This window comes from Laedolimicola ammoniilytica, from assembly GCF_025567165.1.
GTDB lineage: Bacteria > Bacillota > Clostridia > Lachnospirales > Lachnospiraceae > Laedolimicola > Laedolimicola ammoniilytica.
This window is the reverse complement of record NZ_JAOQKC010000009.1, coordinates 65329-77395: the sequence shown is the minus strand read 5'-3', so window position 1 is coordinate 77395 and position 12067 is coordinate 65329. Positions and strand designations below refer to the sequence as shown.

General features: G+C 51.3%; 9 protein-coding genes and 1 pseudogene. 1 reads left to right on the top strand and 9 read right to left on the bottom strand.

The window, feature by feature from the left end:
* Positions 1-2: 2 nt before the first annotated feature.
* From OCV63_RS08280 to gap, 8 genes are all read right to left on the bottom strand, one after another.
* Positions 3-2927, bottom strand: a complete 2925-nt coding sequence (locus OCV63_RS08280) for an insulinase family protein (protein WP_158363374.1) — start codon at positions 2925-2927, stop codon at positions 3-5.
* Positions 2928-3076: 149 nt separating this feature from the next.
* Positions 3077-3334, bottom strand: coding sequence for an HPr family phosphocarrier protein (locus OCV63_RS08275; protein ID WP_158363373.1), 258 nt, complete (start codon positions 3332-3334; stop codon positions 3077-3079).
* Positions 3335-3418: 84 nt separating this feature from the next.
* Positions 3419-5038, bottom strand: a complete 1620-nt coding sequence (ptsP, locus tag OCV63_RS08270) for a phosphoenolpyruvate--protein phosphotransferase (protein ID WP_158363372.1) — start codon at positions 5036-5038, stop codon at positions 3419-3421.
* 245 nt (positions 5039-5283) lie between these two features.
* Positions 5284-5877, bottom strand: a complete 594-nt coding sequence (locus OCV63_RS08265; protein WP_158363371.1) for a biotin transporter BioY — start codon at positions 5875-5877, stop codon at positions 5284-5286.
* An 81-nt stretch (positions 5878-5958) separates the two neighbouring features.
* Positions 5959-6114, bottom strand: a complete 156-nt coding sequence (locus tag OCV63_RS08260; protein ID WP_262670723.1) for a hypothetical protein — start codon at positions 6112-6114, stop codon at positions 5959-5961.
* A 264-nt stretch (positions 6115-6378) separates the two neighbouring features.
* Positions 6379-7128 (bottom strand): triose-phosphate isomerase, encoded by a 750-nt coding sequence (gene tpiA / locus OCV63_RS08255; RefSeq protein ID WP_158363370.1) that lies wholly within the window; start codon positions 7126-7128, stop codon positions 6379-6381.
* 102 nt (positions 7129-7230) lie between these two features.
* The gene (locus OCV63_RS08250; protein WP_158363369.1) at positions 7231-8436 is read right to left on the bottom strand and encodes a phosphoglycerate kinase; all 1206 of its coding nucleotides are present in this window, start codon (positions 8434-8436) and stop codon (positions 7231-7233) included.
* A gap of 92 nt (positions 8437-8528) precedes the next feature.
* On the bottom strand, positions 8529-9542 hold the full coding sequence (gene gap, locus OCV63_RS08245) for a type I glyceraldehyde-3-phosphate dehydrogenase (RefSeq protein WP_158363368.1): 1014 nt from the start codon (positions 9540-9542) through the stop codon (positions 8529-8531).
* A 238-nt stretch (positions 9543-9780) separates the two neighbouring features.
* Between gap and OCV63_RS08240 the strand changes: the two genes are divergently transcribed.
* The gene (locus OCV63_RS08240; RefSeq protein WP_158363367.1) at positions 9781-10581 is read left to right on the top strand and encodes a histidinol-phosphatase HisJ family protein; all 801 of its coding nucleotides are present in this window, start codon (positions 9781-9783) and stop codon (positions 10579-10581) included.
* Between the two features lie 162 nt (positions 10582-10743).
* On the opposite strand, the pseudogene mnmA reads toward OCV63_RS08240, so the two are convergent.
* Positions 10744-11940, bottom strand: a pseudogene (gene mnmA / locus OCV63_RS08235) (tRNA 2-thiouridine(34) synthase MnmA); the annotation flags it as partial.
* Positions 11941-12067 lie beyond the last annotated feature (127 nt).

The following is a 12067-nucleotide window of genomic DNA, read 5'->3' as shown; positions in this document are numbered from 1 at the left end:
CCTTAGTGGAACAGACTCTCCGTCACCTCAAAAAGTTGCTTCTGACCCTCCAACTTTTCCTCATTTCCAATGACGCAGATATGGTTCTGGGAAAGCATGGCCTTCAGGTAGGGGGCCAATGCGCGAATCTCTTCGACGCCGCAGCCCAGGACCTGGTCACGCTCCTTCTGTACCTGCTCTTCTGTTACGCCGGTCATCCAGGCACTTAAGGAACGCATGCCCTTCGCTCTGGCGTTCAGCGGCGTATCCATGGAGCTGATGGTTCCGATGATATACTTGGTCATATCGCGCTCGGACACATCGAAGTGTTCGGTGTAGTCCACGCTCTTTTCAAAGATCTCATTGGTCTTCAGAAGATTCGGGTCGCGGTAGGATACCAGATAGCCGTTGCCGGTGCGGGTGTAATTGTTCATGCAGCCGTAAGCGCCGCCCTTTACACGCACATTGTTCCAGAGGTAATCGTAGCTCATGATGATCCGCAGTACCTTTAAGGTGCCCGTGTAGGGAAGTCCTGCTGCCCGGAAGCTGCCGGCCCGGGCCACATACTGAATCTGGGCGGAGGTCTTCAGACCCTCGTTCTTATGCTCCGGAACCAGCGCCCACACCTTCTGCTCCGCGCCGGTGTTCGGATACAGCGCTTTTACAAGCTTTTCGACCTCCGCGTCCAGTCCCGCCAGGCTCTTCGTCCCACCAGTGTAGCTGACCAGCAGATTCTCCGGGCAGAACAGAATGTGTGTAAGCTTTGTAAGCTTCTCCGCTGCCATTTCCCATTTCTCTTCGAAGTCCGCGTCCAGCTCCTCGATGAAATGATAGAAATCCACGCCCTCCGTCATATCGGAAAATGCGGAGCTGGAGGAGAAGTAGGACATGGCGCGCAGGGCCGCCATGGAATGACCGGCGGTCTGGAAGGCCATCTGCTGCCGGGACTTGGTCTCCGCCAGGATTTCCTTCAGGCGCTTTTTATCGTGAAGCTTCGAGGTCAACAGCATTTCCTTTATCATGGCAAAAGCCACCGGGGTCTCCTCGTAAAGGGCCTTACTCTTCACCTCGAAAACTGCCGTGTAATCCTTAGGGTTCTGCACGCTGTCGTAGCTTCCCACGCTGCAGGAGATACCTCCCGTGTGCAGGTTCAGCTCGTTGGAGAACTCGCCGTAGGTGTAATGCTCCGTATCCACCTGGCCCAACGCTGCCTTCAGAAGACCCAGATAGGGAATCAGCTCCACCGGAATGCCGCCTGCCTTAAATACCAGATCCACATAGCCGATGCCATTGGTGAAGATGTCGTGGTAAAGCACATCGGTGTCTCCGGCCTTCCGAAGCTCGTTCTGGAAGGGCTGCGCCTTCTTGTCGATGTCGGCTCTGGCCAGCAGCGGAATTTTCGCCAGATCCTCCTGGGGCGACGGCTCGCTCTGATACTCCTTCAGATGCCTGGTAAATGACGCAATCTGCCGCTTCTCTTCCGCGCTCAGGCTGTTCTTGTAAGCCTCCAGCTTCTTTTTCAGCTTCTCGTCCTGCTCCGCGGTCAGGCCCTTCTTCGGGCGGATCAGCACCAGGGAACCGTGGGGGTTATCCAGCAGATAGGTCTTAATCAGGCCTTCAAAATAGCCCTTATCCGCCTGTTCCTTCAGAAATGCGAAACTGTCCAGGGCCTCCAGGTGCAGAAAGGCGCTGTCATCCTTGTAAAGCCAGCTGTCGAAGGCCTGCAGGCCGTACATCAGGCCCGCCGGATAGTTGCCAAAATCAGCCTCCCGGTAGCGGAATTCAAAATAGTTGATACCGGCGCGCAGGGCCTTTTCATCCAGGCCCTCATCCGCCAGCTTCTTTAAAGTGCTCTCGATTACTTCTACAAATGCGTCTTTTTGATCTTCATTCGCGTTTTTCGCGATAATTGAGAAAATAGGCTGTTTGACGCCATTGTCATAGGAGCTCATAATGTCGTGACCGATGCCGGCGTCCAGAAGCGCCTGCTTCAAAGGCGCGCCCGTAGCGGACAGCAGCACATATTCCAGCACCTGCATGGCCAGATAGAGCTTCGCGTCCAGGGTGTCGCCCACGGATTTATTGTAGGACAGATAGGTATTGTCTTCCTCGCTCTCCTCCGCGGAAATGGAATAATCCTTCACGATCTCCCGCATTTTCTCAAAGGGAGCCTGGGTCCGCACCTCGGAATCAATCTCCAGATAGTCATAGTGGCTCAGGTACTTTTCATCCAGCCACTGAAGCTTCTCGGCCATATCACAGTTTCCATACAGGAAAATATAGCTGTTGGAGGGGTGATAATAGCGGCCGTGGAAATCCAGGAATTGCTGCCAGGTCAGATCCGGAATGAACTCCGGGTCGCCGCCGGACTCATTGGCATAAGTGGTGTCCGGATAGAGGGAATTCAGGATCTCCCGCTCCAGTACGCCCTCCGGGGAGGAAAACGCGCCCTTCATCTCGTTATAGACTACGCCGTTCAGGGTCAGGTCACCGTCCTCGCTCTCCATCTCGTAATGCCAGCCCTCCTGGCGGAAAATTTCTTCTTTTTTATAAATATTCGGATAGAACACCGCATCCATGTATACATGAATCAGGTTCTGGAAGTCCTTGTCGTTGCAGCTGGCGATGGGATACACGGTCTTGTCCGGATAGGTCATGGCATTCAGAAAAGTATTTAAGGAACCTTTCGCCAGCTCCACAAAAGGATCCTTCACCGGAAACTCTCTGGAACCGCACAGCACGGAATGCTCCAGGATATGGGCCACGCCCGTATCGTCCGGCGCCGGGGTCCGGAAGCCGATATAGAATACCTTATTCTCATCGTCGTTGGATAAGAGGCACACCTTCGCCCCCGTCTTTTTATGCTTCAGGTAATAGCCCACGGAATGAAGCTCTTCGATCTCACGCTTCTCCACAAGCTCATAGCTCTGTAATTCTTCTATGGTCATGATCTTTCTCCTGTCTTTCTATTTGCCCCGCCGAAAGGCAGGCATTTGTTATTTAGTATATCACCTTTACACCTAATTTAAAAGTAGGGTTTGGGATAAAAAAACGCGGCACAGCCAAAACTGGCTATGCCGCGAAGCTTCTTTCTGAATTACAGGTTGGTCTCGAAGAAGGTCTTGATAGCGTCGAATGCTGCATCCTCATCCTCGCCGTCTACAGTAACGGTAACCTCTACGCCCTGCTTTACGCCCATGGACATAACAGCCATGATTCTTTTTGCGTCTGCCTTCTTAACGCCGCTGTCCAGAGTGATGGCACTCTTATACTTAGCAGCTTCCTTTACCAGAAGTCCTGCGGGTCTTGCGTGAAGTCCCAGTTCATCCTGTACTACATACTTAAACTCTTTCATGATAGATTCTCCTTTTAATTAGATAAATTTATAGCGGTAAACCGGACTGCCTCCGGCCGACTATCCTTATAAAGTATCCGGGACTTATTCTGCCTCGCGGATCTTCTTACGCAGCTCCAGGGTAAATACCGGAGATACGGACAGCTCGTCGATACCCATCTGGATAAAGCGGCGTGTCAGCTCCATATCTGCTCCCAGCTCTCCGCAGATACCACACCATGCGCCGTGTGCGTGAGCGCACTCGATGGTTCTCTGGATCATCCGAAGCACTGCCTCGTGATGCGGATCGTAGATATCGTCCAGAGACTGATTCTGACGGTCGATAGCCAGTGTATACTGGGTCAGGTCGTTGGTTCCGATGCTGAAGAAGTCTACTTCCGGCGCCAGCATATCCGCGATCATAACGGCTGCCGGTGTCTCCACCATGATACCAAGCTCCACATCGCCAAACGGGATGTCTGCCTGACGCAGCTCATTCTTTACTTCCTCTACGATCTCTTTGATCTTCTTAACCTCTGCCACAGAGATGATCATCGGGAACATGACGGAAGCGGTACCGTATGCGCTTGCGCGGTAGATAGCGCGCAGCTGGGTCTTGAATACTTCCGGTCTGTGCAGGCAGATACGGATCGCACGGAAGCCCATAGCCGGGTTCTCTTCCTTCGGAATCTGGAAATAATCAGCCTGCTTGTCTGCTCCGATGTCCAGGGTACGGATGATAACCTTCTTGCCGTTCATCTTGGAGATTACGTTCTTGTATACCTGGAACTGCTCCTCCTCGGTCGGGTAGGTGTCGCGGCCCAGATACAGGAACTCGCTGCGGAACAGGCCGATACCCTCGGAGTCATTCTCCAGTACAGAATCCACATCCTCTTCGCTTCCGATATTGGAATACAGATGGATGTGCTTGCCACTCTTGGTTACGGTCGGCAGACCCTTCAGGCTCTGAAGCAGAAGCTTACGCTCTTCCTCGCGCTTCTTCTTCTCTGCCATAACGGCTGCTGTCACTTCATCCGGCTCGATGTAAATCTTGCCTGTGAAGCCGTCCACGATACCGTTCTTGCCGGTCAGATCCGGATCCAGATCGATATCTGCAGTAACGATACAGGGGATATTCATCATACGCGCCAGGATAGCCGTATGAGAGTTTGCGGAACCCTTCTGGGTAACCAGCGCCAGAATCTTGTCCTTCTCAAACTGTACAGTCTCGCTGGGCGCCAGATCCTCTGCCATGATGATCACCGGCTCCGGCATCGCCTCAGCGCTTACCTGTGTGCCGCTTAAGATGGCGATCAGACGGTTGGAAATATCGTTGACATCTGCCGCGCGTCCGCGCATATAATCGTCGTCCATGCTCAGGAACAGCGCTGCACACTGCTCACCGGTCACGAATACGGCGTACTCTGCATTGACCTTATCATTCTCAATCATGCCTGTGATGCCTTCCACGAAGTCCAGGTCCTCCAGGAGCATCTGGTGAGCCTCGAAGATCTCAGCCTCTGCCTCTCCTACGTCCTTCATTGTCTTCTCTTTCAGCATCTCCAGCTGTTCTTTTGCTTTCTCCTTCGCAGCCATATAACGCGCTACTTCTGCTGCCGGATCCTCAATTGTCTTCTTATCTACAACCTGCTTTGCTTTTTTATACACAAAAAGCTTTCCTATTGCTACTCCGGAAAATACGCTCTTACCCTGACGAGTTTCCATGAAACAATTCCTCCCTGATTTCAATTTTCCCAAATACCCAACTTCCATACAGGCGAAAAAGAAGCCAAGTTTCACGGAAAATAACGGGTATCTTCTGTGCCCCTCATTTTCGCGAAACCCGGTCTTCTTTCAAATCACTTCCTGTATGGAATATGTGTTTTTTCTACATTCAAATATAACAGCTTGTAAATAAAAAGTCAATGCTGTTTATGACCGTTTCCATGGATAATTGTTCATACGCGTTGTTAATTATTTCCTTCCAGAATTCCGGCCCGGAGCAGTCTTCCGCGCACTGCGCTTCCCAGCAGCACCGCGATAACCATTTTTACCAGGTCACCCGGGATAAACGGGATCACGCCTGCCCACAGAGCTGCCTGGAAATCCATACCTGCGGAATAAGCCAGCCAGGCTGTACCGAGCGCATAGAGTACCATGGTTCCCAGCACCATGCCCAGCGCCGCGAACGCGATACTTTTCCATTTATTTTCTGTATAACGGCCCACGAAGGCTCCTGCAATCAGCGCCAGGAACAGATATCCTACCAGGTAGCCGCCGGTGGGTCCGAACAGCTTGGCCGCGCCCGCGCTGCCGCCCGAGAATACCGGAAGTCCCACCAGACCCAGAAGCAGGTAAATCAGGCAGCTTAAGGTACCCAGCTTCATGCCCAGTACGGTCACTGCCAGGTAAACTGCCATGCTGGCCAGGGAAATCGGCACCGGACTGATGGGAATGGCCATAGAAATGGGACCCAGCACGCAGATTACGGCTGCCATCACCGCCGTCAGGGTCAGCTGATAGGTTGTAAGCTTCTTCGTTCCGTTCTTTGATTCTGTATACATCTTTTTGTCTCCTTTTTCATTGGTTGTCTTTAGCAGTATACCGAATCAGTCTTTGATTGTCAACCATTTTATTTATCAGGTTTACAATTCATTTCTTCTGTGTTGCATGGGAGGGATCTCTTCCAGCTTTTCCAGACTGTCCATCTCACTTTCCAGTTCCTCTACCCAGCGCTCCTTTAGCTTCTCATAGGCCGGATCCGGAAGCAGCCCCTTCTTCTTTTTGATACGTCGCCGCATTATGTCACTCTCCGTCGCTATCTTATGACTTTTCTTTTATTATAGCATGTGCGATTCGTATTATCTATGTTTTTCATCGGTTTATTAAATCTTTTGCGTGTTGTTTTTATGGGATGCTCGGCATTTGGTGCTGTAACAGGGTGATACTAAAAAGATGATAAAGCATCACAAAAAGCCATTTGATTAGCAATATCAGCTAAATCAAATGGCTTTTTATCACGTTTTATAGCGTTATATTTGGCTATTTTGCCTAATTTTTTAGACTTACTTGTAATTTACAATCTTTCCGAAGTCCGGCTTCAGAGCTGCGCCGCCTACCAGGCCGCCGTCGATGTCTGCCTGTGCAAACAGCTCCGGTGCGGTAGCTGCGTTTACAGATCCGCCGTACTGGATACGGATAGCTGCTGCAGTTGCCTCATCGTAGATCTCTGCGATGCATGCACGGATGCCTGCGCAAACTTCCTGAGCCTGCTCTGTTGTAGCTGTCTTGCCGGTTCCGATAGCCCAGATCGGCTCGTAAGCGATTACTGCTTCCTTAGCCTGATCTGCGGTTACGCCCTGGAAACCAACCTTAACCTGCTGACGGATGAAGTCCATGGTTACGCCCTGCTCTCTCTGAGTCAGAGTCTCGCCACAGCACATAATCGGTGTAAGACCATGCTCAAATGCCTTCAGCATCTTCTTATTTACAGTCTCGCTGGTCTCTGCGAAGTACTCACGTCTCTCGGAATGTCCAAGGATTACGTACTTAACGCCTGCGTCTGTCAGCATGTTCGGGGAAATCTCGCCTGTGTAAGCGCCCTTCTCCTCGAAGTACATATTCTCAGCACCAACCTGGATGTTGGATCCCTTGGTAGCCTCTACTACCGGGATAATGTCGATAGCCGGTACGCAGAATACTACGTCTACGTCATCGTTTGCTACCAGCGGCTTTAAGGTGTTTACCAGTTCTACTGCCTCGCTGGGAGTCATGTTCATTTTCCAGTTACCAGCGATAATTTTCTTTCTTGCCATTGTTTTGTTCTCCTCTATCTTTTATATTTACCCCGCAGTGCTCATTCTGAGTAAGTTCACACTAAATTCAGGCTTCGCTTTCAGCTTGCCTTCATTAAGTGTTTACTTATCGTTAGCTGCTGCTACGCCCGGAAGCTCTTTGCCTTCCAGGAACTCCAAGGAAGCGCCGCCGCCTGTGGAGATATGAGTCATCTTGTCACCGAAGCCCAGTGTATTGACTGCTGCTGCGGAGTCACCGCCGCCGATGATGGTGGTTGCGTCTGTCTCAGCCAGGGACTTCGCTACTGCGATGGTACCCTTTGCAAGGATCGGGTTCTCAAATACGCCCATCGGTCCGTTCCATACTACAGTCTTTGCGGACTTCACTGCCTCTGCGTACAGCTCTGCTGTCTTGGTTCCGATATCCAGGCCCATCATGTCAGCCGGAATCTCGTTGGAAGGAACTACAGATACCTCGATCTCCGCGTCGATGGGGTTCGGGAACTCTTTCGCAATGGTGGTGTCTACCGGAAGAAGCAGCTTCTTGCCAAGCTTCTCAGCCTTCTCCATCATCTCCTTGCAGTAGTCGATCTTCTCGTCGTCTACCAGAGAGGTTCCTACCTCATAGCCCTTTGCCTTCAGGAAGGTGTAAGCCATTCCGCCGCCGATGATCAGAGTGTCGCACTTCTCAAGCAGGTTTGCGATAACATTCAGCTTGTCTGCAACCTTTGCGCCGCCCAGGATTGCTACGAAGGGACGCTCCGGATTGTTGACAGCGTTGCCAAGGAAGTTGATCTCCTTCTGCATCAGGTATCCTACTACAGAAGTCTTTACATACTGAGTTACGCCTACGTTGGAGCAGTGCGCACGGTGTGCGGTTCCGAACGCATCATTTACAAATACATCTGCCAGGGAAGCCAGCTCTTTGGAGAATGCCTCTCCGTTCTTGGTCTCCTCTGCACGATAACGGGTGTTCTCCAGAAGAACTACGTCGCCGTCCTGCATAGCCTCTACAGCTGCCTTTGCGTTCGGTCCTACAACCTCCGGATCAGCCGCGAACTTTACTTCCTGTCCCAGAAGCTCAGACAGTCTCTTTGCTACCGGCGCCAGAGACAGCTCCGGCTTCGGCTCTCCCTTCGGCTTGCCCAGATGGGAGCAGAGGATTACCTTTCCACCGTCAGCGATCAGCTTCTTGATAGTCGGAAGTGCTGCTACCAGACGGTTCTCGTCTGTGATCTTGCCATCCTTCAACGGTACGTTGAAGTCGCATCTTACCAGGACGCGCTGTCCTTTTACATTGATGTCATCTACAGATTTCTTATTTAACATCTCAATCTCTCCTTACTTGTCATGGATAAATAATAAAAAGAGATCCGGTCCATAAAGACCGGACCTCTTAATAGGTCTTGATTCAATACTGATTAAGCTAACTCAGCGAAGTACTTAATTGTACGAACCATCTGAGATACGTAGGAGTTCTCGTTGTCATACCAAGAAACAACCTGTACCTGAGATGTGCCGTTGCCAAGGTTTACAACCATGGTCTGTGTAGCGTCGAACAGAGAACCAAATCTCATTCCAACGATATCAGAAGATACGATCTCGTCTGTGTTGTATCCGAAGGACTCTGTAGCCTGAGCCTTCATAGCTGCGTTGATACCCTCAACAGTAGCCTCGCCCTTAACAACTGCGTTCAGGATAGTAGTAGAACCAGTCGGGGTCGGTACACGCTGTGCAGCGCCGATAAGCTTGCCGTTCAGCTCCGGAATAACAAGGCCGATTGCCTTAGCTGCTCCTGTGCTGTTCGGAACGATGTTGATTGCGCCTGCACGGCTTCTTCTCAGGTCACCCTTTCTCTGCGGTCCGTCAAGGATCATCTGGTCGCCTGTGTAAGCGTGGATGGTGCACATGATACCGGACTCGATCGGCATGTAGTCGTTCAGAGCCTTAGCCATCGGTGCAAGGCAGTTTGTTGTACAGGAAGCTGCGGAAATTACAGTATCCTCTTTTGTCAGTGTCTCATGGTTTACATTGTAAACGATGGTCGGAAGGTCATTTCCAGCCGGAGCGGAGATAACTACCTTCTTAGCGCCTGCTGTGATATGAGCAGAAGCCTTCTCTTTGGATGTATAGAATCCAGTACACTCCAGAACTACGTCTACGCCGATCTCTCCCCACGGAAGCTCTGCTGCGTTAGCCTTTGCGTAGATCTTGATCTCCTTACCATCAACGATGATGGAATCTTCTGTTGCAGATACGGTATCTGCCAGAGCATATTTACCCTGAGAAGAATCATATTTTAACAGGTGAGCAAGCATCTTCGGGCTTGTCAGGTCGTTGATTGCTACAACCTCATATCCCTCTGCGCCAAACATCTGTCTGAATGCAAGTCTGCCGATACGTCCGAAACCGTTAATCGCTACTTTTACTGCCATTTTAAATTTCCTCCTAAATATGAATTTAGATTATTCGCGGTTTTCCGCCCTTTTTCGGGACGGGCCCAACCTGCAATTATTGTACCCAATTCCATACAAAAAAGCAAGTCCAAATTCCGCAATTTCCCCGGCCTTGTGCAATTTTTGTCAAAACAGTGAATTTCCCGGCGATCTTCTTCTTGTCATTGTGTATTTTTTCAATTAAGATAGGGGTATATTCGTATCAGAGGTGAAAAACATGACCGCAGATTATCATTTACATTCCTGCTTTTCCGGGGACAGTGAAACGCCCACGGAAGATATGATAAAAAAAGGCCTGGTGCATGGGCTTTCTCTTATGTGCATGACGGAGCATCTGGATCTGGACTATCCCTATGAAGACGTGTCCTTTGACCTGGACGCGGAAGCCTATGTCCGGGAAATGCGCCGTCTGCAGGATGTCTACCGGAATCGGCTGGAGCTTCGCATCGGCGTGGAGATTGGGCTTCAGCCCCATCTGGGGGACGCTTACCGGACCTGGCTTTCGGACAAGTCCTTTGATTTTCTCATCGGTTCCACTCACCTGGTAGACCGTTTTGATCCCTATTATCCGGATTTCTGGAGCTCTTACGACGCCGCCTCCGGTGTGAACCGGTATCTGGACGTGACTCTTCAGAATATCCGGGCTTTCGATGATTTCGACGTGTACGGACACATCGATTATATCATCCGCTATGTACCGGATGGGGAGCGCATTTTCCCTTACACGCAGCACGCCGACCAGGTGGACGCGATTCTGAAGCTGCTTATCGAAAAGGGCAAGGGCATAGAGATCAACACCGGCGGCTACAAAGCCGGACTCTCCGAACCGAACCCCTGTCACGACGTGCTGCGACGCTACCGGGAACTGGGCGGGGAAATCATCACCATGGGCTCCGACGCCCACACCACAGAGTATGTGGCTTACCGGTTTGCGGACGCCAGAGAGGTTCTTAAGGAATGCGGATTTCGGTATTTTACGGTGTTCCGGGAGCGGAAGGCAGAGTTTGTTCCGCTGTAAATATGTTCTGTTATATAGGAAAAAGGCTGTTGCAAAATCGATGATTCCTCTATTTTGCAACGGCCTCTTTTTCTCATTCTTCGTAATGTCCCCTGCAGGCTGCTATCACAATAAATCCATCTTTTTCCCGATACACAATTCTTCCAAGAGTATCTTCATCCACTAATCCTCTATCAGTTCGTGCTCTGTAAGCTTTGCTTTTCCACTTTCAATATCCTCAATTACACGATCCAGATATCGCATATTTGCCTCTGAATAAAAGGATTCCGGCGTCCGCACGATGGTTCCGCCGCCCAGCACGTAGTCCCCGTCATAGAACACGACCGCCTGGCCCGGCGTCACGGCCCGGACCGGCTCCCGGAAGTCCACGCGGATGAGATCCGCTCCCTCCCGGTGAATGACGCATGGAGAACCCTTATGATTGTAGCGGATCTTGGCCAGCACCTCTTTTTCTTCAGGGAAATCAGGCTCGGACATATAATTCAGACGGTTAGCGTAAAGGGTAGTGGTAAATACGTCCTCCTGCTCGCCGATGACCACCTCGTTGGTTTCTGGGCGTATCTCCGTTACCACCACTCGGCGGCCCATGGCAAGGCCCAGACCTTTACGCTGGCCGATGGTATAGTGGATAATGCCCTTGTGGCGGCCCAGAACAGTGCCGTCGGCGGTTACGAAATTGCCCTCCTTCGAGGGTTCTCCGGTGGTCCGCTCTATAAAGCCCGCGTAATCCTGATCCGGCACAAAGCAGATCTCCTGGCTGTCCGGCTTATGGGCTACCCGGAAGCCCAGCTTCTCCGCCATTTCCCGAGTCTCCTCCTTGGAATAGGCTCCCACCGGCATCAACGTCCGGGAAAGCTGCTCCTGGGTCAGGTTATAGAGGGCGTAGGTCTGATCCTTCGCCGCCGTTACGGAATTGCGAATGGCGTAGCGGCCGTTCGGCAGCTGCTCCACCCTGGCGTAATGACCGGTGGCGATATAGTCCGCGCCGATGTCCAGGCTGCGCTTTAAAAGCGCCTCCCATTTTACATAACGGTTGCAGGCGATACAGGGATTGGGCGTCCGGCCCGCCAGATACTCCGCCACAAAATAGTCCATGACAGCTTCCTTGAAATCTGTCTTAAAATTCATCACATAATAGGGAATGTCCAGCTGGGCCGCCACTCTCCGGGCGTCGTCCACCGCGGACAGTCCGCAGCAACCGCCGTTTTCTTCCTGGGTGAACTCGTCCTCGTCCTGCCAGATCTGCATGGTGGCTCCGATAACCTCGTAGCCCTGTTCCTTCAGGAGATAGGCCGCCACGGAGGAGTCCACACCACCGGACATTCCTACTACTACTTTTTTCTTAGCCATATTTTTATAATTCCTTCTTACTGTTCTCCTTTGTCACATTGTGAAAAAGCGATTCCTAAACATCTGATTTTCCATTTGTAACAAAGTTCTGTATACAAAAATGTGCGTCACACAGGAAGAGACCTGTTCTCTTTCT

Coding starts and splice junctions, on each gene's coding strand:
- gap (WP_158363368.1), bottom strand. CDS start 9,542: ATGGCAGTAAAAGTAGCGATTAACGGTTTCGGACGTATCGGCAGACTT.
- OCV63_RS08275 (WP_158363373.1), bottom strand. CDS start 3,334: ATGAAAGAGTTTAAGTATGTAGTACAGGATGAACTGGGACTTCACGCA.
- OCV63_RS08265 (WP_158363371.1), bottom strand. CDS start 5,877: ATGTATACAGAATCAAAGAACGGAACGAAGAAGCTTACAACCTATCAG.
- ptsP (WP_158363372.1), bottom strand. CDS start 5,038: ATGGAAACTCGTCAGGGTAAGAGCGTATTTTCCGGAGTAGCAATAGGA.
- OCV63_RS08250 (WP_158363369.1), bottom strand. CDS start 8,436: ATGTTAAATAAGAAATCTGTAGATGACATCAATGTAAAAGGACAGCGC.
- OCV63_RS08280 (WP_158363374.1), bottom strand. CDS start 2,927: ATGACCATAGAAGAATTACAGAGCTATGAGCTTGTGGAGAAGCGTGAG.
- tpiA (WP_158363370.1), bottom strand. CDS start 7,128: ATGGCAAGAAAGAAAATTATCGCTGGTAACTGGAAAATGAACATGACT.
- OCV63_RS08240 (WP_158363367.1), top strand. CDS start 9,781: ATGACCGCAGATTATCATTTACATTCCTGCTTTTCCGGGGACAGTGAA.
- OCV63_RS08260 (WP_262670723.1), bottom strand. CDS start 6,114: ATGCGGCGACGTATCAAAAAGAAGAAGGGGCTGCTTCCGGATCCGGCC.